The organism is Roseibium sp. MB-4, assembly GCF_053005265.1.
This window is the reverse complement of the sequence record NZ_JBRKQB010000002.1, coordinates 643,028-668,740: the sequence shown is the minus strand read 5'-3', so window position 1 is coordinate 668,740 and position 25,713 is coordinate 643,028. Positions and strand designations below refer to the sequence as shown.

Below are 25,713 nucleotides of genomic sequence, written 5' to 3'. Positions count from 1 at the left end.
CGTGACCCCTCGCGGTCGCACTTGACCGGCACCACCGATTTTGCGCCGTCACCTTTCCAATATGCGACTTTGCGGACTGATTTGCAAATGCGTCGCGCGAGATTGACGCAGGAGTCTCGCGCTGATTGTATGTATGGATGTCCCGAAGCGGAGCCAATCGATGAAAACCTTGTTGTCTCTGGTAGTGTTCTTCGCTGTGTCGTTTCCTGCGTTTGCAGAACAGCCTCTAAGCGCGTCGGCCGCTCGGAAAATGGCGCATGACTTGGACAAACGCATTTCCATGACTGGCAATTACGGTTTGAAATGGGAAAACGGTGGGCCACAGCAAACTGATCGTGTGGCGTTAGTACGCGCAAGTAGCTCTATGATTTTTGCTACTCACGAGTTCTTGGAGGCTTGGGCACTAGACCGATTGGCAAACAGAGATAGCCCGGCTTCAGATGAGAGCGAATTGGACAAGTACTCCACCTGCGCATTCGCAAGCATGGAACTATCTAAATACGTTCTTGCGTTTGTCGGAGATCCATCATTTGCAGCGTTTGAAGATGAGAGTTACAGCAAGTTCGTTACCTACATTCAGTATTGCCGGGCGGCACTAGACGAGCCGATTGAATGAACACTTCCCTGTCACTGAAATAGGCACTCCAGAAAAACGCCTGTTGAGCGCACTGGATCGGGTATGGCTCGGAGCATATTGCCTTTTATCAGCATTAGGAGCGAACATGTTTAAGCGTCCACTTCAGGACATCACCAAGGATGACATTGTAAGATTAATTGGTCGATACGAAGACGAGCGTTTCGAAGCAAAAGAGATTTTGACTGGAGACGAACGGATAGATACTGGGGAGGCGCCGAAATTCGCGTCTCGTATCTACAATGGGGGTGCGTTGGAAGAGAAATCCCGCGACGCCATTGCCAAGGAGATCTGCGCCTTCGCAAACCGCGACGGTGGAACATTGGTGATCGGCTTGGAAGAAGCGGACGGCAACTGCATAAAAGGCTTGGCGGATCTACTGGTGCCCAACCCGGACACTGTTGCTGACAATCTGTCCCGGGCTGTTCAGGCTGTGATTGAGCCCCCACTTTCAGGTTTGCGCATACGAGGATTGGCTGATCCAGACCGATCAGACGGGCACGGCTATCTTGTCTTGCAAGTCGAACCGTCCGGTCTGGCTCCGCACCGGTTGAAGTCGAAAAAAGAAAAGGACGCCTATATCCGCCGGGGGGAAGAGAGTGTTTCCATGAGCATGCGCGAAATACAAGACCTGACATTGCTTGTCGAAAGACGGCGTGCGGGACGGGATGAAATCTTCGAAGCGCGCCGGTCAGCGTTTTTACGTCAGCAGGTAAGTACCAGTGAAGCCGCAACCGCCAAACCAGGTTATGTGGCCGGGAGGACTCTGCAGAGCGATCCCCGCCCGTCAATAACCGGCGTTCGTGACCTATTGATTTCGGCGAAAGAGCCGCGAGTTGTTGTGCGGGCGACTGTTGTGGCTTTGCAACCAATGTCCCGCAGATTTGCACTGCAGTCTGTTCAACAGCATTTTCTCTACCGGAGTGGCACCACTGGTAAACACTACGGTCGCGACGTTCGGAAAATTCATCAAGGCGCAATGAATTGGCGAGGGACATCGAACGGCTTTTACTCACGCTATTCAACGGACAGTGCGGACTGTTGGGACATTGTCTCGTGGGACGGCTTTGCGGATTGTTGGTTCTTTTTGCAGTGTAATACGGAAACCAATCCAACAGTTCTTCCACTCGGGTGGGCGCGGGAAGTTGTTGTTAGGGCATTATACCATGCTACTTTTCTGCGATTTGTGTCAGGTTCTTTCGATGCGCCCTTCGAACTGGAGGTTGAACTCCATAGACCCGAAGGTGCGATTATGGCCGACACCTACGGATCTTTTATCGAGTTGTTCGACCACAGTCTGGATCGCTCCTGTGTCCTTGGGCGCTACACAGTCGGCCCTTCTGATGCGCCGAATGATCTGGTCACACTCATAGCAAAAGAAATTGTGCAGTCGCAGGGTCTCGATAGCCGTACCGAACACATTGAATATCTACTCGCTGAGTATCAGACTGAACTTGCTACACGGCTGCCGCATCAAAACGCCCAGTGAGCGCGCTGGAGGGCTTTTGACGTGTCCATACCCGCGAATTTGCCCCAAAGGGCCTCCAGCCTGTTAAATCCCCGTTTAAAAACGATCCTGTCTTAGCGAGCGCGATGCAATTTGCGGGTGGCGTATCAAAACCCGGTCTGTTAGCCTCTGAGCACCTCCCCCAACCGATCCTGATTGCCACGGCTGACAGCTGTCAGCCCCGCAAGGCGTGTGCCGTCCCCGTAGCTTGGCGGCATGACCCAAAAGACCACCGCACACTCCGATATCGCCCAGGGCGACGTGGTGACAGAGATCGCCACGGCCAATGCCGAAACGGGAGCCTTTGAAGCCCCGGAATGGATCAAGATCCTTCCGGCTGGCAAAACGGTCACCCGCGATGGCCGGTCCTTCACTTTTGATCCTGTAAAGCTCGCCGCCCGCTTTCAAAAAGACGGCATCGACATTCCGATCGATCTGGATCACGGCATCACCAAAGGCGGCAAGCCGGAAGCGGTTGGCTGGATCAAGGAACTGGATGCCCGCGCCGATGGTCTTTATGGCCGGGTTGATTGGCTGCAATCCGGCCGGGACGTGCTGGAAGCCAAGACCCGCCGTTTCATCTCGCCAACCTTTACCCATACCAAGCAAGGATCTGCGACGTGGTTGCATTCCGTTGCCCTGGTATCTGCACCGGCGCTGTCCATGCCTGCGCTTGCGTCTGCATCCCCTGACGAACTGAAGGAAGCACCCATGAATGCGATTGCCGAGGCTCTTGGCCTCACGGCGGACGCAGATGAGGCCGCGTGCCTCACTGCCATTTCCGCCCTTTCCAAGGGCAAGGTCGACAAGGCCGTCCATGACGAAACCCTTGCCAAGCTGGAAGCCGCGACCGGCGAACTGGCGGCGCTGAAGGCCGACACCCGCAAAAAAGAAGTCGATGAACTTCTGGAAGGTGCGCTCAAGGACAAGAAGATCCTACCTGCGCAGCGGGATCACTACGCCACCTTGTGTGCAACCGATGAGGGCCTGACGCAGGTCAAGGCGTTGCTGGATGCCACCGCCAAGGGGCTCGGAGCATCCGGGCTCGACGATAAGGACGCCGGTTCTGCCGATGGCGACGATGAGCTGAACCCGGCTCAGCTGGCGGCAAAGGCCAGCGCCTACAGGGCAGAACAAGCCGCCAAGGGGATCACCGTCGACATTGTTGACGCTGTCAATCATGTGAAAGGAGATGGCAAATGATGCCGCTCATCAAATCCTACCGGGCACATGCCCTGGTCAGCGGAATGCGTCTGGTCGCAGCGTCTGCAACTGACCGCGAAGTGATGACCGCGACCGATCCCACAGACCCGATCCTCGGGGTTGCCGATACCTTCGATATCGAAACCGGCGAGATGGTTGATGTCATCCTGTCCGGCCCGGCTCCGGTTGTCTCCGGTGGCGACATTGATTTCGGGGATCCGATCACGGCCGGTCCCGATGGCCGCGCGGTCAAAGCCGTCCCGGTGGCCGGGTCGATCGTTCGCTTCGCAGGGTTCGCACTGTCGGACGCTGCAGAAAACGACCAGTTCGACATGGTTGTCGCTCCCGGCATTCTCAACACCCCGGCTTAAAGCACCCGGACTTCAAACCCTCAGGCTTTAAACGCCCGTTAAAAGGTTCTTTCACATGGCTCCTCCACGTCCCTTTGTTGTCGATCCGGTGCTGACAGCTATCGCGATCGGCTATTCCAACCCGGCTCAAGTGCTGATTGCCGACATGATCTTGCCGCGCCAATCCGTTGGTCAGGAAGTCTTCAAGTGGACCGAATACCCGATTGCGGAAGCCTTTACGGTTCCGGATACAGAAGTCGGCCGCCGTGGTCAGGTCAATCAGGTGACGTTCACAGGTGAAGAGCGCGAAAGCTCTACCCGCGACTACGGCCTCGACAACCCGATCCCGAATACCGACATCAAGGCGGCAGCAGCTGCACGCGCCGCTAACCGATCGAACTACGATCCGGAACAGCACAGCGTGGCCATGTTGACCAAGCTGGTTGAGTTGGATCGTGAGGTGCGGGTTGCGAAGACAGTGCAAGACCCTGCCAACTACAAGGCCGACAACCGTATGGTTCTGGCGGGCGGCGATCAACTGTCTGACTATGTGAATTCAGATCCTCTTGGGGTGCTGGACGCCGCGATCGAAGGCACTTTCATTTATCGCGCCAACACTATGACCATGGGCAATGTGGTTTGGGGCTTTTTGAAGCGGCACCCAAAACTGGTCAACGCCGTCAAGGGCAACCTGACCAGTGAGGGCTTCATCACCAAAGAGCAGTTGGCGGATCTCTTGGAAATCAAGAAAGTTCTTGTCGGCGATGCCCATGTCAACACGGCGCGTCCTGGCCAAAATGTCCAGATGACGCGCGCTTGGGGCAACTTCATTGGCGCGCATTACATCGATGAAAGCGCACGGCCTGAAGGCGAAGTTACGTGGGGCTTTACGGCTCAGTTTGGCAACAAGGTCGCTGGCCGCATTGAGGACCCGGATATTGGCCTTGAAGGCGGTTTCCGGATCCGGTCTGGCGAGCGGATCAAGGAAGAGATCGTCGCCAAGGATGTTGGGTATCTGATCCAAAACCCGGTCGCCGCCTAATCCACGTTTCGGGAGTGCCGCGAGCTGGATCTGTTTTGTGACGAGGCAGATCCGGCGAAGCCCCGCACCGGACGGTGGGCCCCAATTTGGGAAGCCGGTGCAAACAGTGGCGACGACATACCAGGGGAAAGATGCCCGACCCCCGCACCAAAGATTGAAGCCTTCGACGGCTTCCGAGCATCCGGGAGGGTGGAAGGCCCTCACTCCCTTCAATCCGGAGACATGAGATGGCACCGCGCAAGACATCCCCCAAAACTGCGAAGCCGGACGGTGATGAAACCGACAAGGCTGATGAGACCAAGACTTCAAAACCGGCAGACGCGGAAGCGGCAAAGGCCGCTGAAGAAGCCGCTGCCACGAAAGAAGCTGAAGCCGCCGCAGCCAAGAAAAAGGCCGAGGAAGAAGCTGCCCAAAAGAAGGCCGAAGAAGACGCTGCAGCCAAGCGCAAGGCCGAAGAAGAGGCCGCCAAGACAAAGGCTGCAGAACCGGAAACCCGGCCGCACGTGCTCCTGTGTCATGTCCGCATGAACGGCGAAATGCTGAAACCCGGCGATGAGGTGACCATGACCCTTGCCGAGTTCAATCACCTCAAACGCAATCTCGCCGTTGAAGGCGAATTCGAAGACTAACTGACACGTCAGGGACCCACCATGACCGTCTATGCCACGCTGGCCGACATCGACAACCGTTATCCGAACGAGCTGGTCATTCTGGCTGCGGACGAGGAGACCGGCCTTGTGGATGCGGACCGCGTGGCAGCTAGTTTATCTGACGCCAGTCTGGAAGTGCGCGCGATCTTGAGAGCCCGTTATGGTTCGGATGAACTGGCGCACCTGGACGCAGACAGCCTCGGCGTCCTGCAGGTCTACACGATCGACATCGCCCTTTACCGGGTTGCCCTCTCGTTCTCCCGATCCAATGAGCGGATCAAGGAACGCTATGAGAGCGCCATCAAACGGCTTGAGGCAATCGCCAACGGCAAAGGCGGTTTGTCCTTCTTGTCCGATGGCAGCGGCTCACAAGGCGCTGACGATCCGGCTGTCACCTCTCCGAATGAGGTGCTGTTTGATACCCCCGGCCGGGTGTTCACCCGCGATCGTTTAAGGGGTGTTTAAATGAGCTTTTCCCTGCGCATGGAAACATTCGATTTGGACGAGGCCCTTGTCCGTCTTCGGCCGATCTTTGATTTCGACACGGCGGAAGTCACCCCGGCGATCGCTGCGCTCGGCGAAAGCCAGACGCGCCGGCGGATTGCGGAGGAAAAGACTTCTCCAGATGGCGAGGCCTGGGCGGAGAACCTTGAAGGCACGTCCATTCTGCGCAAGACCGGCCGGAACCTTCTCGACAGCATTGCGAGCACCTACGAGGCCGATGCGGCCGAGTGGGGCGCGACTTGGGAATATGCCCATGTCCATCAGTTCGGCATGGAGATCGAGGCAAAGGATGCGGAACGTCTCGCGTTCACTGTCGGCGGAATGTTCGTCCGACCCCAAAAGGTCACCATTCCGGCCCGGCCATTCGTTGGCCTGTCTGACGACAACCGTCAGGAGATGATTGATCTCGTCACGGACTTTCTCGGGCTTGGAGGTCTCCAGTGATTGAACCGGCCACCTTGCCCGAACTCCTTGCAAACGATCCTGTGACACCCTTGCGGGATGCGGTGACCGCGCGCCTTAAAACCCTTTTTAAAGGCGTTACCGTCAAGTCCCACATCGGGAAGCTCGACATCTACGACGTTGTGAAACGCGAGCTTGTCAGTGCACCCGGGATTGCGATCGGCTGGACAGCTGTCAAAAGCCCGCGCGATGTCAGCGGCACATACTGCATGCCCGTTGATCTTGCCGCCTACATCGTGACCGAACACATGTCGATCGGGCGGCAACGTGTCGATCGGGCCGAGCTTGCGCACGCGATCGGAACCCGCCTTTTGAAGATCCTGCACAATGCGGACATCGCCTCATGGGGTCTTGAAGGGATCACACCCCCGGACGGCGATCCCGGTCCGATGTTCAAACCGATCTTCACGGCGACCGCTTACGAGAAAGGCACCGCTTATTACGCGGTGACCTGGACGCAGATGCTGATCGACCTCGGGGAAGACTTCCTTGGTGGACCAACACCGCACTTTGTTGCCCATGACGAAGAGCGCGGCCCCGGCTTGAAGTTCCTGGACGAAACCAACATCCCGCCTGAAATCGCTGCGATGATCCAAGAGGATGCAGAAAATGATGGGGGGCAAACGTGATCGATCTTGCCGCCCGTGAGCTGCGCACCCTGCGCCGTCAGCTGATCCAGACCAACGGCCGACTTGCGCGCATGGTGCTGCCCGGCAAGGTTAAGCCGGGATCCCAGGACATGGAAAACCGGACCGTCCGCTTGATCCTTGCGACTGGCGAAGACGGATCGGAAATCCTGTCACCGCCTGTGCGCTGGCCCGAGCCCGGCGCTGGCCGTCTACAGGTTCATTCAGCCCCGGCCGACAACGAACAGATGGACCTTCACAGCCCGTCCGGAACGATCGGCACGACCAGCAAGGCGATCTGGTCAACCTACGACGAAGACAACCCGCCGCCGTCTCAGGAGATAGACGAAGCTGTGGTCCTCTTTGGCAACAGCATGGTTCGCCTCAAAGAAGAGGAAGCGCGTGTCAAAAGCCCGAAAGTGGTCGTTGAAAGCGGCGATGTGCATCTGTCGGGCGAAGGCGGTAAGAAAGTCGCGCGGGTGGGTGACAAGGTAGAGGTTGGGACCGGATCTTCTGCGGGCCTTTGGCCGATCGTGGAAGGCTCCAGCACCGTGAGGGCCACCGGATGAGAGCTGTTCGCTATCGCACCGGCACCTGCGCCCGCACGGGGTTGTTCCTGCGTGGCTGGCCGCATTGCGCGCAAAGCCTTGGAAAGATCTGGCAGACCCGGATTGGAACCCGGTCCATGCGCTTGGCGTTCGGGGCTGAACTGCGCTCGCACTTGGGCGAGGATATCACCCCGGAACTTGCGCTCGACATCTACACCGATCTGACAGTTGCTGCGCACACTTACGAGGATGAATACCGGGTTCAGCAAATGCAGCTGGTTGCCCTGACCCGTCAGGGTGTTCTTGGCCTGTCGCATTCCGGGACCTATTACCCCGAAGGAAGGTTCGGGAATTATGACGTTGCTGAGCCGGTGACGGCCAAGGTCGCGCTCCGCGCCTTGCGGCGGTCCGAGGTGCCAGCATGAAGCTTTACGCACCCGCCGCTCCGGATCTGTCCCGCTTGCCGTTTCCAGATGCTTTGGAAGCGATCGAATATGAGGCGCTGGTCCAAGAGCTGATCGCAGACTATCAGACGAAGATGGCGGCGGCCCGGCTGGCTAATCCGGACTGGCCGGTATGGGACGTTGGCAACAAGCTGACCGACCCGGCCGTGATCCAGATGGAGGCGGTCGCAACGGTTCGGCTTCTGGACCGGATCCGCGTCAATGATGGCATCAAGGCGTTTCTTGCACCCTTTGCCAAGGGCACCAATCTGGACAACTTGGTTCTGGGGCAAGGGGTCACCCGCAAGATCCTGAAGGAAGAAACAGCAACCGAACCAGCGGTCATGCAGACAGACGAAAGCCTGTTGCTGCAGTATCTCTTTTCCTTCCAGTTGCCCGCCGTCGGATCAACGGGCGGGATCCTCTATGATGCCTGGGATGTCTGGCCAGCGCTGACCGATGGCACCGGCATGCTGGATGCCCGCGTGAATGGCTGGAAGGTCCATAAGCAGCTCGGCAATCTCAACCGGCGCGGGGATCAGGATCTGGTTCTTGCAGGGCCAAATGGCGAGGCACCACCGGCTGAAATCCTTTCTCAGATCCGCGCCCGCGTCTTGAGCGAAAAGCGGATGTTGGACGGGATGGGCCTTCAGGTCATGGCCGCCAAGCGTCACGTTTACAACGTGCACCAAACCGTCACGGTCCTCGGCAACGGTCCGGCGCTGGATCTTGTTCTCGCCGAGGTCGAAGCTGCGATCCGAGCAGCTGCGGCCCGGCGCATGCTGATCGGTGCGCAAATCCAGCCCGAATACCTTACCGGCCCGTCCTTTGTGGAAGGTGTGTGGGCAATTGAAGACCATGCGCCCGTGTCTGTTGAAGCGGAGCCGTACACGATCCCGGTTTTGGGTGATGTCACCTTGATCCCTGAGGTGCTGCCATGACCGATTTCAGCACCCTTCAGCCGGACAGTGCGGACGTTCAAGAACGGATCATGTCAAAGGTTCTGTCCTACGATCTGGACGTTCCTTATCAGATCCTCATGGATCCGTACCGGACACCGGCACGGTTCCTGCCGTTCCTCGCCTTCCACTATGGCGCAGACCTCTGGATCCCGAGTTGGACAGAGGCTGAACAGCGGGAGGCCGTTGCGCAGTTTGCGGGTCGGTCCACGACCTATCCGGGCGAGAAGCTGGCAGGCCTTAAAACCACCCGTGAAGGCGTGCGGCGCTACCTTGCCCTGGTCGGTGCTGAGTTGATCGACACGATGTCCTATCCGCAACGGGTGGTGGTTGGCCGCACCGTGAAGCGCCGCATGCCGATAGGGCACCCGCCGTTCCTCAACCGGCATCTGGTTCGGATTCGGATCAAGAAGCCGAAAAACGCCTTTGTGCTGGGCCGGAGTTTCCTCGGTCGCTCACCCCTCAAGACGGCCTCCCGCGAGCCGATCAAAAACTGTTTGAAGGCGCTTCGAGCTGCCAAGAACGGTGCCACCCAAGGCCGCGTGGACTTCGGGCACCAACGCATCATCACCATTGACGACAACATCGACATCGATGACGGGATCCGGCTCGGTCAGTTTGTCGATCGAAAGAGGCTGTAACCATGTCCAAGAGACTTCTCCACGGCGAAGCTGAACTCCTTGAGCCGAAAGACCTCGAAAAGGCATCAGAAGCGTCTTACGAGCACGCTGAGAACATTGCAGGTGGTGCGATCGGATATCCGAACCATTGGGCGCGTTTTACGATCGAGACACCCTCAGCCTTGGTCATCCGGGTCAAGCAAGGTCAGCTCTTCAAAGGCGGCACGATCTATGATCTGGATGAACCACACGACGAAGGCCTGACCGGGCATCTGCCAACCGTCGCGGGCGACATGAAATACGTTGCCCTTCTGGTACGTGGCAAAACCGAGACCATCGAAGAACACCGCTATGTAGAGATTGATGAGGATACGGAAGAGGTCGAATACATTCCGGTCCCCAAATACCTTGCCAACATCTGCAGCTTCGTCATCCAGGCCGGTGTTGCCTCGCCGACGCCAGTCAAACCGAGCGTGGATGATAGCGAAGTCTGCATTGCCTATGTCCTCCTAAGCGTGTCCGGTGTTGAAGCCCTCGAATACTCCCATGATGACCGGGTGAAAACACTCTATGAGGTTGAAGGCCGTGTCCGGGTTCTCGAAGCCCAAATGGCCGCGATCTATGCACGGACGCTGACACTGGAAACGGATCTGGCCAACGTTCAGGCGGATCTCAAAAACTACGCCTCCCGCAACGCGGTCCGTCAGCTGCAGGAAGATATGGCCCAGGCGCGCAAGATCATTGATCTGCCCGATGCCGCCCGCGCTTACTTTTACGATCCCGCCTTGGTCGGCTGGGCCTGGTCGAAAACACACGTCTCGTGGAATGCCCGCGTTGATGAGGGGATCCGCTTTCCCTTTGATGCCCTTCAGGACAATCAGCTGACCGTTCAAAACCCGGAACAGAGTGACATCAAGATCGTCAACAACGTGATGATGTTGAACTGGGTTGAAACCACAATCATCGAAGTTGATGGCCCCGGATCCACGCGCGACATTTCCAACATCGTCCATGAAGAAACCACGCTCGTGGCCCGGCATGTGGCGCGCTCCAGTGTGAGTTACGGTCCGACGGTCGCCTTTTGTGGCAATACGCAGGAACTGTCAGGCTATGAAGGCTCCGTTGCCGGTCAAACCTTCCAGGCCAATGGCGAGACGCTCCAGAACATGGGGCCGATCAATGCGCAGTTCTCAGGGGACAGCGTTGATCTCAGCGACTTCAACGCCACGCATGGCGGCGGATATGACCTTGATATGGTCGTGCTTCACAACAGCCAGATCGGGCAATCCGGTAACCGCGTGATCAATGCGGCCCGGACGGTTCAGGTGAACTCCTGGACAGAAACCCACTGGGACGAAGTCACCACGACTTACAGCGTCAACGGCTCCATCTACTCGCAGACCTTCCCGATCAGTCAGGCGATGATCCTGACATCGATCGACCTGAAGTTCTCCCGGGTCGGTGGCAGCGGCGATGTCACCTTGTTTTTCTGTGAAGCTGATGTCTCTGGCGATCCGCTGTTGACCAAGGTGATTGCCCAATCGACCGTCTTTCATGCGGATCTTGCCGAGGGTTGGGTGAACTTCCCGTTTGAACCTCGCTACTTGCCGCCCGGCAAGCGCTATTCCTGGGCAACCTCTACCGCTGGCAACCATGCTTTGCACACCGCCACGGGCAACATCTTCACGGGCGGTACCTTGGGATGGAGTACGGATGGTGTTTGGTCTCAGGGCTCGCCGGAAGAGGATTTCTGCTTCCGGCTCAACGGAACGCTGCACACGCACACGCAAGCGCGCGTCTTGTTCAATCCGTTGAACCTTCCCGGTGGCATGACGCAGATCAAGCTGCTCTACGAGGCGTTCACGCCGGATGGCACGTCCATGATCTGGCGCGTTCGAACCTCTCCCGACCATCCGTGGCAGGCCATCCAGGCGGAGACTGCCGCTCGGCCAAACCCGCTCCGCGGCCTGCCGGAAACCTGTCAGTTGGAGCTGACCATGATCGGTCTTGGCGGTCTCTCTCCGGCACTGCTTTTGAATGAGTATGCGCGCGGTGAAGCGCACCGGCACAAGTTCAACGGCCGGGGCATCACCAAGGAACTGGAATTCGGGCTGAACACCACAACGCTCGATGTCAAATGGGTGCTGGATCAGTTTGATCCGGCGCTGCACACCGCAACACCGAAGGTGATGGTCGCCGGGGTCGAATATGAGGCGGATGCGGACTCCTTGGTTCGCGATGTCCAAAGGCCGGAACGCTTCATCTTGCGGGCTGAATTCACCGTGCCGGAAACCGACCGGGCGCGCAGCATTCTCGATATGACAACCACCGATATTGAAGCTGTGTATTTCGTAGAAAACACCGCTCTTTACGCAACTTGAGGTGAGAGATGACGCCGGAAGACATTCAAGACGGTGTGACCTATCAGGTAACGCTTTTAAAGCCTGTTGAACGCGGTCACCGCAAGTATCTGCCACGGGCGCAAAACCGCTTCAAAGGCCGGGTGCTGAAGGAGATCGCCGCGAACTACGGCTGGGAGGTGTTCGGTGACATCCAACCTGCCTGAAGAGCAGCATGATTTTGTTGCTCCGCTGAAGTTCGTGCTAACGCGTGCCGCTTGGGACGCGGTCATTCCTGTCATCATGGGCCGTATTAGGGTGCTGGAAGGCACGGTTGCCGATTACCACGCTGTGATCGCCCTGTTGGAAACGCAAGCGCTCACCGTGATCTCTGACACCATTACGGCGGAGATCAATATCCGCCGTGCCGAGCTGGACGCAATCACGGCGGATGCGGCCGCGCTCGCAGACGAGATCGCCTTTCTGCGCGCCGGCGGGATTGATGCCTCCATGGTCAATCTGCAGGCCATTACGGATCTCGCTGCGAACAACGCCCAGGATGCGATCGCCGAGTTGGTTCAAAAGATCGAGGCATTTCCGGAACAGGCCAGTGCCGCCGACATCGCAGCAGGCACAGACACCGAAAAATATGTCACCCCGGCCGCGCTTGCTGAAGCCGGTACCGGTGGCGGTATTGCCACACACCTCAAGTACTCCTGAAGGACGCCGACCATGGCCGATGAACTCGTTGAAATCTATAGGGGCGTGCACACGCTGTCAGAACTGACTGCTGGCGGGATCAATATCATCTCGGGAAACTCGACCGACTCCTATGTTATCAAGGATCTTCAGCTGAATTTCCTTCAATCTGATCAGTTCCCGTTGGCGGTTTCCGTTGACGGGTTCCGGGTTGGGGCTTTCACACGCTCGGCAGAGGGCAGTGAGATTATCCAGGCAAATGCCGATGTCACGCTGTCCCTGTCGGAGGGAAAATACGTTGATCGCGTGTTTCACGGTATAACATCAACTGGATCGCATATCGCCGAAATCCGCTTGGCTTATATTGAGGGGTTTGGATACCTCTCTGACCCGGTTGTCGAACGCCAAGATATTCCTTTCGGTCACAGCCCCGGCAGCTCTAAGCGCTATGCGGTGATGAGCGAGGACGAGCAGTATGTGACTGTTGGTTCGTGGGATGGCAACAGCGCTAGCCACATTGAAAAGGTGAGGGTGTCGGACGGCCAAACGGTCGTCAGCAATCCTATGACCAGCTATGATGCTTGTCCCCAATACGGTGGTGACGGTTACTTCTATTTCACCCGCAACAACAATTCGATTTGGCGGTTGCCGGTGGATGGGGCTGCCGGCCCTACACAGTTCGTGTCTGGAACGGCCAACGGCTCTCCGGGTACAACCTACCCGGTTTTCGGAACGAACAATGTCCCAGCTCCGAATGGAGAGCGGTGTTTTGTCCAGGCTCATGGAAACACCAGTACCGTCTATGCCTATTTTGTTAACGCTGAAACAGGTGAAATCCTTCGGTCATACTCTGTTGGAAGCGGTAACAACCAGCCTTTTGATAGTATTGCCACGGGTTGGAAGCTGGCCCCCTTCTTCGATCTCAATACCGGGGCATGGAAGCTGGCACATCAACGTCAAGACGTACACACGCAGATGCGGGTTCTTGACATGCCAGAATCGTCTGGAAACTCCTCGATAGAGTATTCCGGGGGACTGGCGCAGGGTGGGTCGAGCCCGCGCTTCGTAGCGCTCAATGACAGCATTGTGGCTTTCAGTAGCAGCACACCGAACACGTTGTTCATGTACGACACAGGCATGGATGATGAGACCGTTCTTAATCTCAGCGGTGTTGTCGCAAGTATTGACGCCAACGAGCAGCTTTCCTTTGTGCGGGAACTCACCCCAACTCAGGCTGTGATCGATGGCCGGACCTATGCCAACCCGTCTGTTGCCGTTCGCGTGACCGGCGTGAAATCGAACTAGGAGACGGTCATGCTCAAACAGGTAGAAAACGGGGCAATACAGGGCGGGACTTCGACTGAGCGCGTCATAGCGCTTAGCGGCTCTAGTAACAACATCATGTATACGGTTCCTGGCGGAAAGCGCTTTGAGGGATATTTCTCTGGGTCCAGCGGCAACTCTGCGCTCATCGTCAATGGCGGCTACCTCTATTGCCCTGTGAACTCCACGGGTTCGGCCGCACCAGCCCTGCCAATCACGCTGCTGGCAGGGTCGGTTGTGGCTGCGTCGAGCGGGTCTACAAGTTTGTGGGGGATTGAAAGAGATGTCTGAAGAACCATCGGTCATGACGACCACCATTCACGCTGATCTTTCCTCCTGCACGATCTCCGCTGACGGAACCTGCGAACTCAAGCTGCCGAACTATCACACCTCCACGCTGGAGCCGTTCACTTCCGAAGACCAGGTTCACGCCCATGTCGAGGAAATGGCGGCCAAAGTTGCGGTCTGGCAGCCGATCACCGAGGCTGCCCCAACTTACAGGGGCCTGACTTATGTCGAGTACATCAGTCACGTCCAGATCCACGGTCCGATCACGGACGAGCAGGCGGTGGAGATCCTGTCCACCTCGGTTGACCCGTCGATTGTCCTGATCCGGCTCAAACTGGAGAAAGCCGGATCGGCTATCTACCCAGATAACCCGATTGTTCTTGGCGGTCTCGATACGTTGGTCGCCAAAGACTTTATTGATGCAGCAGGCAAGACGGCCATTCTGGGTAATTGGCCGACCGTTTAGACCGGTCGACTTCAGCGGCGAATACGGGTAGTGTTTTCGCCACCTAACCAGTGACTTTTCCTGCGGGCTGACATCTGTCAGCCCCTTTTTTTGTTCGCACCCAGCCATCTTGTCTCCAGCCTTTAAAGAAGGATTGAACCGGCCTTCAAACGGTCTTTAACGGAGACAAAGATGCTATGAGCGCTGTTGTGCCAAATGTCGGGACACGGGTCTTTTCCAACCTGTCTCCGACCGTCGTTTCCATCAATGCACGCCAGACCTTTGCAGCGCTGCCCTTGCCCGCACCGAACGCGGACAATTCCATTGAGAAACACCGCCCTTATGCGATCTCGACTGAAGACAGCGAGATGATTGCAAAGCTTGGTGAAGGTGTTGCCAAGGACACCATCACGCAGATCGCGTCCACCGGCATTTCCACTGACATCATCTTCGTGCGCTGTGACGATGATCCGGACGAAGACACCCAGCTTGGCCACATTGTGGGCGATGCAGCCCAAAAGACCGGCTCCTGGGCGGTTCTGGATGCCAAGGGCGAAATCGGCCTGGAAGCCGGATTGATCCTCTCCCCGGAATATTCCCACCAGCGGCCCGGCGATGCGGCCAATCCTGTTTTGACGACGCATGAAGCGATCTGCGGCAAGCTGATCGACTGTTTTGCGATCGGTGATGCAAACGGCACTGAACGCGAGCACGCGGCCCTTGCAGCTGCTGACTTCGCGACCGCGCGCAATATCCTCATGGGCTGGCCGCGCGTCAAAGTCTGGAAGAACGGCGCAGATGCGACCGCACCCATGTCCACCTTTTGGGCGGCTCAGATCCTGAAACGCGATGCAGAAGTGGGCAACCGCTACAAGGCGGCCTGGAACAAGCCGCTGGTTGGGATCCGGGGCACCGAACACAGGGTCAGCCACCGAGACGGCGATCCGACATCTGACAGCAATTATCTCTGTCAGGCGGGTATCGGCACTGTCATTGAAAACAAGCTGCTTTGGGCTCCGTTCACAACGGCCACTGACCCGACCACCCGTGATTACCGCTCCATCAAGCGGATCCGCACACGCCGGTCGATCGAGAAATCCTTCCTGCGAGCCATGCGCAAATACAACGCCGATGATCTCGGCGCGCATCTGGCAACGCTGGTCTATCAGACCATGTCGGAGGCATGCTCCAGCCGTCAGGCGATCAACGCCATCATCGACTATGAGCTGGTCTGGCAACGGTCCTTGAACCCGAACACGGCGCTACGTGATGGCAGCTTGATGACCAAGTTGCGTTTTGAAGAAACGCCGGAGCTGGTCGATCTCGGCATCCACACCGAACCGCAGCCGGAAGCCTATGACCTCCTGGCCGACAATATTGCCGCCGCGCTGGAAGCTCTGGGCGACCAGAACATCCGCGTAGAGGCCTAACGCACGGAGCCACCTTATGGACAGCCTGATTTACGGCGCAAACTGGTACGTTGACACGCTCAATCAGCGTTTGCGCCTCTCCAGCGTTCAGTTGCCGAACCTCTCCCGTGTTCAAGACACCATTTCAACGGGCGGCGGCTGGATGAACTTTGACCTTCCTGGCGAGATCGAGCCGCTGCGTGCGCCTTTTTCTCTGCACGGTGCACACGAAGACGTGCGTGGCCTGTTCGGAGCTGAGGCCGGGGATTGGACAACGTTCTATTACTATGAACGCCTTCGTGACATCCGGCAGGGCATCAACAAGGGCCGGATCGTCATCCTCAAAGGCCTTGTGTCCGAAGTCTCTCCACCCCGTGTCTCTGGCAAGCGTGGAGGGGAAACCGGCTATCAGGTCGGTTCGATCGTCACATACGAGGACATCATGGACGGCAAGCGGATCCACATGTTCGATTTTTTCGCCAACAAGATTGTCCGTAATGGCGTTGATTACTCCGCCGAACACAACCGACTGACTGCCGCTTAAACGAGGATCTCATGACCAACCCCACCAAGGTCAACAAGACAGACAAAACCGAAGATCAATCCGGCATCGACGTTGATCTGGCAGATATCCCGTTGCCACCGCCCGAGTTGGATGATGACCTGGACAATTCGGTTTTGCAAACAGGATCTGCGGAAGCATCTGCCGCCTCGAAAGCTGAACCCAAGCCGGTTGAGAAACTGGAATTCTTGTCCGACCTTTCCACCCGTGAGGATGTTCACATCTTGAAACACCCTTTCCGTTGGAACGGCGAACCGGTGACAGAGATCCCTGTCCGGCGCTTGACCGTGGCCGAGGTCGGCAGGGCACTCGATGCGTCTGACGGACCGGCAGACTTTTATGATGTCTATGCGGCAATGACGGGCTATCCGGCTGCTGTTCTGCGCGGGCTGATGGACGAGGACGGTGATGTTGTAGTCGGGAAATGCCGGGATTTTTTTCCACAAATGCTGCAAGCGGCGAAAGGCTCGTAGCGCGCCCGCAAGACTGGCGAGCGCTTGCCGCGAGGGTGGCGAATACCCTGCACACGCCCTTGCCACAAGTCCTTGCCATGGAATGGTGCGATTGCCTGTTGTGGTGGCATGAAGCCGATCGGGTCCACGGTGAAACCTTTGGTCTGCTGGCGAGAGCCGTGCCATCTGAATAGCAGGAGACCCCGCCTTGTCCTTTGACGTTTCCATGCGGTTGCGCCTTGACTACAAGGACCGTGACGCCCGCCGCGCCGAGAAAGACCTAAAGGACATCCAAGCCGCCGCCAAACGGCTGAACGGCACCGGCACGGGCAAACTTGAAAAGGATCTTGAAGATGTCTCGCGCAACGCGCGGGCAGCGGCAACAGCTCTGGACCTTCCAGCCGAGAAGGTCACCCGCCTAAACGGTCTGAAAACCGACCGCGTTGAAGCCGAACTCAATACCTTGAAAGCTGCAGCCGGGCACCTGTCCGGCAAGCTTGACTTGCCAGCCCAAAAGATCCGGAAGCTGAACCAGCTGAAGACGGATAAGGCGGAACGAGAGCTAAAGGATCTCGGCCGTGCCGCCAATGGTGCAGCCGGTAGTCTTGAGAAAGTGGACAAGACAAAGTTCAACCGGCTGAACGGAGAGATTGACCGGACGCGGACCAAGCTTGGCACTCTGGACGACAGGCTTAACGCACACACGGCTATCAATGGTCCGGCTGGACGTTTGACAGGTGTTATGGGCGGCCTGGGCACGGCTGCCGGCAATGCCTTTGCCGGTCTCCTGGCCTTTGCGTCCGTCGATAACATCCTGCGGGGTTTAACGCAGCTGGAAGATGGTTTTAACCGCCTTGATGACGCCGCTGCTAGGGTCGCCGTAACAGCAGAGGTCTTGGCTCCGGAAGCCGTGGACACCATCCGCGAAAGCAATGATACGTTGGCCCTGAAATACGGACGCCCTACCGCCGACGTCAATGCCGCTCGTGATGTCTTTGCCGCAGCCAATTTTCCGATAGACCAACAAAACAGATTGCTGGATCCGACCACCAAGGCAGCGAACGCCTCGGGCGCAGATCCGTCAATTATGGCCAACGCTGTGCTCTCGGGAATGAACAGTTTGGGAATAACCGATCGCGATGTTCCTGCATTCCTTGATCAGATCGTCAAAGGTGGCAAGGAAGGTGAATTCGAGATCGAGGCCATGGCCAAGTACTTTCCGGAGCTGGGGGCACTTTATGCTGCCAGCGGTCGCACCGGTCTTGATGCCTCTGCCGAGCTGATTGCACTGGCTCAGATCACCCGGAAGGGGGCCGGGATGGAAAGCGGCGCGGCAACAAACCTGCAAAACTTCCTCAGCAAAATGTCCGGTCCGGACACGGTGAAAAACTTCAAGGAAAAAGGTGTTGACCTTCCCAAACTCGCTGAGAATGCGCAGGCGAGCGGAACACCTTATGTGCTTGCCCTTTTGGACGAAGTGGAACGTTTGACTGGCGGCGATGAATTTAAGATTGGCGAACTCTTCGGCGATATGCAGGCCAAGGCGGCATTAAGGCCACTTCTCACCAAACGTGATCTGTACTCCGAAATTTATGATGCCGTTCGCAACCAGTCTGGGGGCGGTGTCGACAAAGACTATGATTTTCTGGCCGATCGCCCAAAGGGCAAGAAAGATCGCCGGGACGCGGCATGGGCACAGATCGGGGCAAGCCTTGGCGAGACTTGGGGAAGCACGATCGGGCCGATCCGCGACGAATTCCTTGGCTGGTTGCATCCCGAATGGCGGCGCATGGAGGAAGGCCGCGCCGATCGGAAGCGCCTCAAGAGCGTTGAGGTAGAAGGTCTGGAAGCCGACATTGCAGACATGCGGGCGCGTCTCGATGACATGGGCGCACCAACCAATGGCATGCCAGACATTCATGCGTCGGGCCGTACTAACCTGCAGCTCCGGCTCCGGGAAATGGAAGCCGAGTTGCAGCGTGCTCGTGAGGTCCAAGGCGCGGCAACCGAAACGCCGGTACCGGAACGGCCTTCTAACGTCCCGCGCGCAAAACCGGGCAGGCTTCCGGGCAAACAATCCAGTCTGATCCCGGACATCGGCGATACGGCCGGACATCTTCAGTCGGCCGGGAGTGAAGCCGGGGCAAAGTTCGCCGCAGCCTTGGAAGCGGAGACCAAGCGATTGGGCTCGGTTGCCGACAATCTGGAAAGCCGGTTTTCCTTCACCGCGACGCCGACCATCTCGCCGCAATTCTCGGCCGGGTCCGGATCGGCGAGCCCGGCCGCCGCGACCCGATCGAGCGCAGGCGGTGCCGGTCCGGTTGTCCATCAGACGTTCAACGGCACATCGGATCCGCAACGCACGGCGCGCTATGCCACCCGCGAACAGAACCGCGCCATTCGTCGGTCTCGGAACCGGGCGCTTCATGATCTTGGATCCTTCGCATGAGCACTTTGATCTCCATCGGCAACGCCCGTTTAAAAGTGATCGGCCTTAATCCGCAGCGGTTGACCGATCAGGGGGAAGCCCGGTTTCCGGGACACCCGACGTTCAAGGGCATGCACTACCAGAAAACGGGCCTGGGCGAACAAACCCGTCGTCTGGAAATCATGACCGTTCCGCACATCCTGGGCGGCCTCGACGCGCTTGGCTGGTTGCTCCAGCACTTCAAAAATCAGGACGAGGTGACCTATTTCCGGCTGGCCGCAAACCTTGCCGGTCACTTGGAAGGGTCTGTCGTTATCCGGGACCATTCGATCGATGAAGACCGCATTCATCCGTGGTCCGGACGTGGGCGGATCCTGACTGCTGAAATCGGGCTTTTGTTCGTGGGGACAACGCCGTGACAGACACACTGGAAATCATCGGAAAGGTGGTCATCACCGAAGACGAAGAGCGGCAGGACCGCGTTGCCCGCCGCCTCTATGGCGAGGAAAGCGGCAATCTGGAACGCCTTCTGGAAGCCAATCAAGGTCTTGCGGAAAAGATCCGGCCGAGCGTTGGCATGATGACCTTTGGAACCGTGCTGGCGCTACCCGAAGCCAAGGAACCGGCTGAGGAAGAAATGACGAGGCCTTGGGAATGAGTTTGAGCCGTCCCTATGTGGAAGTCATTGGCCCGACACAGCGCAATCTGGTTCCGTTTTGGGGGTCTGACCTGATCGGCGTCAGGGTCACCGACCACGCGGGTTATGAGAGCGATGAAGCGGTGTTGCGGTTTTCCGATCGCAGTAAGGACGTGCCGCCCAAGGGAACGCTCTACACGATCGCGGCTGCATACGATCGGACCCGCCCGCCCATGCTCGGGGCCTACAGCTTCAGCCATGTTCGCTTCACCGGGGATCCCGAAAACGGCCACGTCAAAGAGATCGTCTGCCGGGCGGCTGATTTCATCGAGAAGATGAAGGAAGCCAGTTCCAAGCACTATGACACAGAAAACGGGTTCGGCACGGCGGGCAAGATCTTCCGCGACCTTGCAAAGAACGCTGGCGTCCCGGCAGTGGTTGCGCCCGCGCTTGAGAACATCGAGATCCCGTACCGGCTGCGCTGGCGTCAAAGCCCGCTGGATTTTGCAACGGATCTCGCCGATGAGATCGGCGGGATCCTGAAGCCCCAGGCGGGGAAGCTGGTTGTCATGGAACGGGGTGCAGGCCAGTCAGCCAGTGGCCGCACCTTGCCGCCGATCCTGATGCGGCACGATCCGAGTTTTGAGTATGAAGTGGAGATCGAGGAGCGCCCGGCACACAGCGCGATCGAGGGCGGCTGGTTCGATCCGAAGACAGGTCGATCGAAGGCCGAGCGCTCAAGCGCTGGGAACCGGCAGGGCGGCCTTGCTGCCGTGCTTCATCCGTTCGCCAGTGAGGTTGAAGCCCGGCGCGGATCCTCAGCCTTTGCACAGCAGCTCGCCCGCTACACCGGGACCGGCTCGTTTACCGGTCCTGGACAGCCGCAGGCGCTCGCAGGTGCGCCCTTCATCCCGTCCGGCTACGGCAGTGCGATCGACAGCATCCCGTGGGAGGCGGAAACCGTCATCCATGACATTGTGCCGGATGACGGCTGGGTCATGACGGTGGACGTGGAGACACAGGAGAAAGCGGCGTGAGGGGGGTATTCGTCTTAGGCTTTAGAGCGCAGTCTTTTTCGTTCTTGCAGTCCTCTCAAAAATCTTCTGAATTCAACTTCCTCCTCATCAACTGGATCATCCTGCAGTTTTGGCTGGTGTCCCTCCCGATAGAAACACTTGGAAAACTTGTTTCTTTGAATATCGGAAAGCTCTCCAAAAACGGCATTCGACAGGTCGCACTGTGTGAACACATTCTCGCTATAGATCCCATAAAAATCTTCAATCCGACCGATCGGAATTTGTCTGAATGTGCACTGGTGAAAGTGGTCCGAAACGGTGAGCGGTTTGACGCGACTGTTCAACAAGTAGGCGCGCGGAGCGAATTTACATCGTTCAAAGCTCCAGTGTTTGGCCTTTTCGGAATTCAAACATTCAATTTCTGCAGCACCAAGGTGAAAAAAAGCTCCGACAAATTTGGAAACTGGGGTCCAGTTAGTCAGCTGCAGCATTGGATTTCTGAATTTAGTGTTTTCCTTAAACTCGAAGATGCGCCTGTATTTCGGCCAAATTTCGCGCTCATGTCCGGCTTGAAGAACAGCGTATATCCTCTCAATGACGGCGGATTTTCCATCGCCATCGTTTTCGAAGCAAGGCACCAGCTGATCGGTCGCGAGTTCGAGCGCATATTGAGAGTAAAGACCATCAGGAGCTCTAACGATTGTTTCGAGCATCGCCAACCCGGTTCCCCTGGTAGCAAGATCATTCGCGGACAAGAAACCGGCAGCTTTCTCCAACAAAATTGCCTGATCGGCTTTGTCTCGACTGTCGTTTTGACGCTTATCTTCATGTGCCTGACGCGTGTTAATCATTCCGCGCCACATAACTGTCAAGAACGTAAGGGCAGCCAGAAAGAAACCGAGGACCGGTGTGAACGCTCTTGCACGTTGCTCTGGTCCTCCCATGTAGTCCGCAGTGAAAAGGATCACGACTACAACGATCAACCCTGCAACAAAGCTGATGACCGCCCAAATTGCAGTTGCCCAAAAGAGGCAGTTTTCCATCCATTCGGGATGAGGCTTTTTCATCGCTTATCCATGATCTCTATTCCGCCTTGACGGGTGGTCCGGACCGAAATCCGGACGGCGGGCCTCAATCGCCAAACCAAGAACCCGCCCAGCAGTCACACAAGATAACCGCCGCACCCGCTTTGCTCGCGCGAGCCGGGTCAGTGTGGCTGAGTCGCCATAAGGTTGTCATGGAAGAAATACGATGCGGGAGTTGCCGTCGTCTCTTGATGAAGTCGGCAAAAAACGCGATAATCGGCCCTGTTGAAATCAAGTGCCCGCGATGCGGAACACTCACCAGTTTGAGGCCCCTGGTCCCCGATCAGAAAGAGCCCGTCCCCAAAGAGCCATCCGAGCCTTACTCCAAACGCCACAAGAGCGCCTGATCATATGGAGAAGCCCATGGGCAAAGGTGCGCTCTACGACAGCTTTATCTATCCGCCGTTTTCCGTTTTGGATGCCCGCGCAAAATGGTGGCAATACCGAAAGCGGCGCTGGCTAGATTTGGGCATCGACAGCGGCAAGGGCCGCAAGGATGAATTGCTGAGCGGCTATGCCGACGCCATGACAAAATGGGCAACTGTGCAGGGCCATGCCCAAGAGCCCGCTGACTGGATGTCCAAGAGTATTTTTGACCCGGTTCTGGCCGAATTGTTGATTGCCTGGTTTTCGCCCCCGAACGGCCGAGTTTTGGACCCGTTCGCAGGCGGATCAGTGCGCGGGGTCGTCTCCGCCCTTATGGGGCGGTCCTATCTTGGCGTCGATATATCTGAGGATCAAATCACCGAGAACCGGGAACAGGCCAAGCGGCTCAACGTTGCCAACCGAGCCCGCTGGAAAGTCGGGGATGCTGTGCGTCTCTATCAATCTGGGGTGCGTGGCCTTCATGACATGATTATGACCTGCCCGCCTTATGGTGATTTGGAACGCTATTCCGACGACCCGCAAGACCTGTCCAACATGCCCTATGACCTGTTTTTGGGCGGTTTCCGGCAAGCGGTCAAGAACGCAGCTGCCCGGCTGGCTGAGGACCGCTTTGCGGTCTTTGTGGTTGGCGATTTTCGTGACAAGGAGGGGATAAACCGGGGGTTCGTAGCCGACACAATTGCGGCATGTAGAGATGCGCAGTTGCACTTCTATAACGACGGGGTTTTGGTGACCCAGATCGCCTCGCTTCCCTTGCGGGTTCGAGGCCAGTTCGAAGGGTCCCGCAAGCTCGGCAAGACACATCAAAACGTGCTTGTTTTTGTGAAAGGCGACCCGAAACGCGCAACGGAGCATATCGGCCATGTCACGCCCTTTACCTTCCCCGATCCTTGAAACTCATGATGGCATAAAGGTGGTCCGTGATGACCTGTTGCTGGGCGGGACAAAGGCACGGATTTTCCGCGACCTGATGAGCCGGTCAAAGGCCGATGAATTCGTTTATGCCGGGCCGGGGTTTGGCGCTGCTCAGATCGCGCTTGCAGCCGTTGCTTATCAGCTTTGCCGACAGGCCACGTTGTTTGTTCCCTGGCGCGCGGAGCGGACCCGCTACACGGCCGAGGCGGCGCGGTATGGCGCCAGAATAATCGAAGTCCGGCCGGGCTATCTCTCCGTGCTTCAAAGCCGCGCCAAAGCCTACGCGATTGAACGAGGGGCGAAACTTGTTCCGTTCGGCGGCGGCGGTCAAAGCAGCGCGGTCACCAGCGCGGCCGAAACGCTAAAGATCGCACCCAAAGCCGTCTGGTGTGCAGGCGGCAGCGGCACCCTTGCCAAGTCCCTGAGAGCGGCATGGCCCGGCGCTGAATTGCACATTGTGAAGGTCGGCCGGGACCTGCCGCAGATCAGCGGCGCAACGGTCTATGGGGCCGGAGTTCCTTTCAGCAAGGAAGAGCGCCTGGCCGCACCTTTTCCGCTGCACCCGAACTATGAAGCCAAGGCGTGGCGCTTGCTGCAAACCAGCCGCCCGGCCGGAGATGTGCTATTTTGGAATGTGCACGGCTAGTTGAATCGCTTACCCTACCAGACAACGGATATTAACGGCCTTCGGGCCGTTTTGTATTGGGGGTAGTTCGTTGAGCAAAGAGCAAGAAATGAATGCTGACAGGGAATGGCACCCTGGTTGGTTTTGGGGGGGCATTATTGCCGCAGCCATGGTCCTGTTTGGGTGGTTCGTATACGCCGGTTATCTCGCTTGGCCGCATGTAGCACAGTGTACCGGGCTATGGCGTGCTCAGGCTGAAGTCGGGCCGTTTTTGCAAGCGATGCCAGCACAATACAATCCATGTCTCACACTGAATGAGTTCGGTGATTTTCTTGCTGGTACATTCGCGCCCTTGGCCTTCTTCGGGCTGATTATCACCGTAATAATCCAGTCCCGAGAACTGAGAGAACAGCGCAAGGAGCTTTCGCATTCAATCGAAGTGGCGAAGGCCCAAAAAGAAGAGATGGCAGAACAGGCAGACTTTCTCGGTAAACAAGCGCAACTGATGGCCGACACTGCGAAAATGAACTCTGAGCAACAAGCCCGCCGAGACCTCGACACGCTTGTTGATATATCTCGTCCTTACATCGAGATTTTCATGAAAGACAATGGTCCAGACACGAAACTACCTAGTCCTGAATATGTCCGTAGGAAGGGCTTGGATACAGCGGATGCAATCAAAACGATAAGGGAGCGACTGGAAAAGAGTGTTCGAGATCAGCGGGATCGGTACATGGCATACCTGAGAGGGGCTCACGCCCTTGACTTAGGTTTTGGAGCCCACCTCGTTTCTCTAAAAGATAGGTTGGGAGACTATGACAAAACCCTTTATGTAGAGTACGGGTTTGAGGCCATTAAGCGAGAGCTCGATCTTTTGTTGGAGGCCTATCCGCGTGAAGACTAAAACCGAGCCAGTTACCCTTTCGACCTTGGGCGAACTGAAGGCGGCCGGATACCGTATGGTTGGCCATTGCAAGCATCCTTATTGCGGGGTCGGCCGGACATTGAAGCTGGATGAATTGATCGATCGGCTAGGGCCTGACTACGTCGTCTTCAACGAAACTCGGATCGTCCGGAACTTCCTCTGCCAAAGTCCGCAGTGCGAGCACGCCCAGCGTGGCCAGCGTGGCGGCTCAATCACCTTGCACCCGCCGACATGAAGCTGCATGGCAACCGTTGCCGCTTGCCTCAACAGGCCTTCAAACAGGTTTTAAACTGGGTGCCAAATGAAGTTGCGCGATTTGCCAAACGAAATTGCGCGCTACACGAGTTTCTGGACGGGGTGAGGTGACCATCAGCGCAATTTTTATCCGACGCAATACAGATGGATACCACGTGATTGCGAAACCTCAGCGGGCTGACGTGGGTAAGAATTTATAGGCTTGGAAAAGTGGTAGCGGGAGAGGGACTCGAACCCCCGACACGCGGATTATGATTCCGCTGCTCTAACCACCTGAGCTACCCCGCCATCCGATCAGCGGCTTCTTGTTCAAAGCGCTGCGATGTGGGGGAGCTTATAGTTAGGCTGCGCGCAGGCGTCAAGCGTTGAATGCTT

Annotated in this window: 33 protein-coding genes and 1 tRNA gene; 32 read left to right on the top strand and 2 right to left on the bottom strand. The window is 57.3% G+C overall.

Going from position 1 to position 25,713, the window contains the following annotated elements; genetic code table 11:
• Positions 1-160 precede the first annotated feature (160 nt).
• The 27 genes from ACVDG4_RS14240 (at position 161) to ACVDG4_RS14110 (ending at position 21,167) form a co-directional block, all read left to right on the top strand.
• Positions 161-616: a hypothetical protein gene (locus ACVDG4_RS14240; protein ID WP_447235540.1), complete on the top strand. Its 456-nt coding sequence runs from the start codon at positions 161-163 to the stop codon at positions 614-616.
• Positions 609-2,123: an AlbA family DNA-binding domain-containing protein gene (locus tag ACVDG4_RS14235; protein ID WP_447235539.1), complete on the top strand. Its 1,515-nt coding sequence runs from the start codon at positions 609-611 to the stop codon at positions 2,121-2,123. The genes ACVDG4_RS14240 and ACVDG4_RS14235 overlap by 8 nt, the downstream gene beginning before the upstream one ends.
• Before the next feature lie 234 nt (positions 2,124-2,357).
• A complete protein-coding gene (locus ACVDG4_RS14230; protein WP_447235538.1) occupies positions 2,358-3,344 on the top strand; it encodes a phage protease in 987 nt (328 codons plus the stop codon).
• Positions 3,341-3,715, top strand: a complete 375-nt coding sequence (locus tag ACVDG4_RS14225) for a hypothetical protein (protein ID WP_447235537.1) — start codon at positions 3,341-3,343, stop codon at positions 3,713-3,715. The genes ACVDG4_RS14230 and ACVDG4_RS14225 overlap by 4 nt, the downstream gene beginning before the upstream one ends.
• A gap of 55 nt (positions 3,716-3,770) precedes the next feature.
• Positions 3,771-4,736, top strand: a complete 966-nt coding sequence (locus ACVDG4_RS14220) for a capsid protein (protein ID WP_447235536.1) — start codon at positions 3,771-3,773, stop codon at positions 4,734-4,736.
• A gap of 227 nt (positions 4,737-4,963) precedes the next feature.
• A complete protein-coding gene (locus ACVDG4_RS14215) occupies positions 4,964-5,365 on the top strand; it encodes a hypothetical protein (RefSeq protein ID WP_447235535.1) in 402 nt (133 codons plus the stop codon).
• A 21-nt stretch (positions 5,366-5,386) separates the two neighbouring features.
• The gene (locus ACVDG4_RS14210; protein WP_447235534.1) at positions 5,387-5,851 is read left to right on the top strand and encodes a gp436 family protein; all 465 of its coding nucleotides are present in this window, start codon (positions 5,387-5,389) and stop codon (positions 5,849-5,851) included.
• Positions 5,852-6,334 carry a phage virion morphogenesis protein gene (locus ACVDG4_RS14205; protein ID WP_447235533.1) on the top strand — a complete coding sequence of 161 codons (483 nt, stop codon included), beginning with the start codon at positions 5,852-5,854 and terminating at the stop codon, positions 6,332-6,334.
• The gene (locus tag ACVDG4_RS14200) at positions 6,331-6,981 is read left to right on the top strand and encodes a hypothetical protein (protein ID WP_447235532.1); all 651 of its coding nucleotides are present in this window, start codon (positions 6,331-6,333) and stop codon (positions 6,979-6,981) included. Before ACVDG4_RS14205 ends, ACVDG4_RS14200 begins: the two co-directional genes overlap by 4 nt.
• Positions 6,978-7,547, top strand: a complete 570-nt coding sequence (locus ACVDG4_RS14195) for a phage baseplate protein (protein WP_447235531.1) — start codon at positions 6,978-6,980, stop codon at positions 7,545-7,547. The genes ACVDG4_RS14200 and ACVDG4_RS14195 overlap by 4 nt, the downstream gene beginning before the upstream one ends.
• Positions 7,544-7,951, top strand: coding sequence for a GPW/gp25 family protein (locus ACVDG4_RS14190; RefSeq protein ID WP_447235530.1), 408 nt, complete (start codon positions 7,544-7,546; stop codon positions 7,949-7,951). The genes ACVDG4_RS14195 and ACVDG4_RS14190 overlap by 4 nt, the downstream gene beginning before the upstream one ends.
• The gene (locus tag ACVDG4_RS14185; RefSeq protein ID WP_447235529.1) at positions 7,948-8,910 is read left to right on the top strand and encodes a baseplate J/gp47 family protein; all 963 of its coding nucleotides are present in this window, start codon (positions 7,948-7,950) and stop codon (positions 8,908-8,910) included. Before ACVDG4_RS14190 ends, ACVDG4_RS14185 begins: the two co-directional genes overlap by 4 nt.
• Positions 8,907-9,569: a phage tail protein gene (locus tag ACVDG4_RS14180; protein ID WP_447235528.1), complete on the top strand. Its 663-nt coding sequence runs from the start codon at positions 8,907-8,909 to the stop codon at positions 9,567-9,569. The genes ACVDG4_RS14185 and ACVDG4_RS14180 overlap by 4 nt, the downstream gene beginning before the upstream one ends.
• Positions 9,570-9,608: 39 nt before the next feature.
• Positions 9,609-9,812, top strand: coding sequence for a hypothetical protein (locus ACVDG4_RS14175; protein WP_447235527.1), 204 nt, complete (start codon positions 9,609-9,611; stop codon positions 9,810-9,812).
• Positions 9,731-11,929 (top strand): hypothetical protein, encoded by a 2,199-nt coding sequence (locus ACVDG4_RS14170; protein ID WP_447235526.1) that lies wholly within the window; start codon positions 9,731-9,733, stop codon positions 11,927-11,929. Before ACVDG4_RS14175 ends, ACVDG4_RS14170 begins: the two co-directional genes overlap by 82 nt.
• A gap of 8 nt (positions 11,930-11,937) precedes the next feature.
• Positions 11,938-12,114 (top strand): hypothetical protein, encoded by a 177-nt coding sequence (locus ACVDG4_RS14165; RefSeq protein WP_447235525.1) that lies wholly within the window; start codon positions 11,938-11,940, stop codon positions 12,112-12,114.
• Entirely contained in the window at positions 12,095-12,607 is a 513-nt protein-coding gene (locus ACVDG4_RS14160; protein WP_447235524.1) for a hypothetical protein, read from the top strand. The genes ACVDG4_RS14165 and ACVDG4_RS14160 overlap by 20 nt, the downstream gene beginning before the upstream one ends.
• 12 nt (positions 12,608-12,619) lie before the next feature.
• Positions 12,620-13,891, top strand: a complete 1,272-nt coding sequence (locus ACVDG4_RS14155; protein ID WP_447235523.1) for a hypothetical protein — start codon at positions 12,620-12,622, stop codon at positions 13,889-13,891.
• A 9-nt stretch (positions 13,892-13,900) separates the two neighbouring features.
• Positions 13,901-14,200, top strand: coding sequence for a hypothetical protein (locus ACVDG4_RS14150; protein WP_447235522.1), 300 nt, complete (start codon positions 13,901-13,903; stop codon positions 14,198-14,200).
• Positions 14,193-14,663 (top strand): zinc-binding metallopeptidase family protein, encoded by a 471-nt coding sequence (locus tag ACVDG4_RS14145; protein WP_447235521.1) that lies wholly within the window; start codon positions 14,193-14,195, stop codon positions 14,661-14,663. The genes ACVDG4_RS14150 and ACVDG4_RS14145 overlap by 8 nt, the downstream gene beginning before the upstream one ends.
• 176 nt (positions 14,664-14,839) lie before the next feature.
• Positions 14,840-16,072 carry a phage tail sheath family protein gene (locus ACVDG4_RS14140; protein ID WP_447235520.1) on the top strand — a complete coding sequence of 411 codons (1,233 nt, stop codon included), beginning with the start codon at positions 14,840-14,842 and terminating at the stop codon, positions 16,070-16,072.
• 16 nt (positions 16,073-16,088) lie between these two features.
• Entirely contained in the window at positions 16,089-16,595 is a 507-nt protein-coding gene (locus tag ACVDG4_RS14135) for a phage major tail tube protein (protein WP_447235519.1), read from the top strand.
• An 11-nt stretch (positions 16,596-16,606) separates the two neighbouring features.
• Positions 16,607-17,086, top strand: a complete 480-nt coding sequence (locus ACVDG4_RS14130) for a hypothetical protein (RefSeq protein WP_447235518.1) — start codon at positions 16,607-16,609, stop codon at positions 17,084-17,086.
• 187 nt (positions 17,087-17,273) lie between these two features.
• Positions 17,274-19,514 carry a phage tail tape measure protein gene (locus ACVDG4_RS14125; protein ID WP_447235517.1) on the top strand — a complete coding sequence of 747 codons (2,241 nt, stop codon included), beginning with the start codon at positions 17,274-17,276 and terminating at the stop codon, positions 19,512-19,514.
• Positions 19,511-19,912 (top strand): hypothetical protein, encoded by a 402-nt coding sequence (locus ACVDG4_RS14120; protein ID WP_447235516.1) that lies wholly within the window; start codon positions 19,511-19,513, stop codon positions 19,910-19,912. The genes ACVDG4_RS14125 and ACVDG4_RS14120 overlap by 4 nt, the downstream gene beginning before the upstream one ends.
• Positions 19,909-20,151: a tail protein X gene (locus ACVDG4_RS14115; protein ID WP_447235515.1), complete on the top strand. Its 243-nt coding sequence runs from the start codon at positions 19,909-19,911 to the stop codon at positions 20,149-20,151. Before ACVDG4_RS14120 ends, ACVDG4_RS14115 begins: the two co-directional genes overlap by 4 nt.
• Positions 20,148-21,167 carry a phage late control D family protein gene (locus tag ACVDG4_RS14110; RefSeq protein WP_447235514.1) on the top strand — a complete coding sequence of 340 codons (1,020 nt, stop codon included), beginning with the start codon at positions 20,148-20,150 and terminating at the stop codon, positions 21,165-21,167. The genes ACVDG4_RS14115 and ACVDG4_RS14110 overlap by 4 nt, the downstream gene beginning before the upstream one ends.
• Positions 21,168-21,181: 14 nt before the next feature.
• Here the strand turns inward: ACVDG4_RS14110 and ACVDG4_RS14105 are convergent, their stop codons facing one another.
• The gene (locus tag ACVDG4_RS14105) at positions 21,182-22,213 is read right to left on the bottom strand and encodes a hypothetical protein (RefSeq protein WP_447235513.1); all 1,032 of its coding nucleotides are present in this window, start codon (positions 22,211-22,213) and stop codon (positions 21,182-21,184) included.
• A gap of 170 nt (positions 22,214-22,383) precedes the next feature.
• Here ACVDG4_RS14105 and ACVDG4_RS14100 point away from each other — a divergent pair, with 170 nt between their 5' ends.
• The 5 genes from ACVDG4_RS14100 to ACVDG4_RS14080 all read left to right on the top strand — a co-directional run bounded on the left by ACVDG4_RS14100 (position 22,384) and on the right by ACVDG4_RS14080 (position 25,318).
• Positions 22,384-22,578, top strand: a complete 195-nt coding sequence (locus ACVDG4_RS14100; protein ID WP_447235512.1) for a Com family DNA-binding transcriptional regulator — start codon at positions 22,384-22,386, stop codon at positions 22,576-22,578.
• Between the two features lie 16 nt (positions 22,579-22,594).
• Positions 22,595-23,512 (top strand): DNA methyltransferase, encoded by a 918-nt coding sequence (locus ACVDG4_RS14095; protein ID WP_447235511.1) that lies wholly within the window; start codon positions 22,595-22,597, stop codon positions 23,510-23,512.
• Positions 23,481-24,179, top strand: a complete 699-nt coding sequence (locus ACVDG4_RS14090) for a pyridoxal-phosphate dependent enzyme (protein ID WP_447235510.1) — start codon at positions 23,481-23,483, stop codon at positions 24,177-24,179. Before ACVDG4_RS14095 ends, ACVDG4_RS14090 begins: the two co-directional genes overlap by 32 nt.
• A 70-nt stretch (positions 24,180-24,249) precedes the next feature.
• Complete coding sequence (locus ACVDG4_RS14085; RefSeq protein WP_447235509.1) at positions 24,250-25,062, top strand: hypothetical protein; 813 nt, start codon at positions 24,250-24,252, stop codon at positions 25,060-25,062.
• Positions 25,052-25,318: a hypothetical protein gene (locus tag ACVDG4_RS14080; protein WP_447235508.1), complete on the top strand. Its 267-nt coding sequence runs from the start codon at positions 25,052-25,054 to the stop codon at positions 25,316-25,318. Before ACVDG4_RS14085 ends, ACVDG4_RS14080 begins: the two co-directional genes overlap by 11 nt.
• 231 nt (positions 25,319-25,549) lie before the next feature.
• On the opposite strand, the gene ACVDG4_RS14075 is transcribed toward ACVDG4_RS14080, so the two are convergent.
• Positions 25,550-25,626 (bottom strand) — tRNA-Met (locus tag ACVDG4_RS14075).
• Positions 25,627-25,713: the final 87 nt, after the last annotated feature.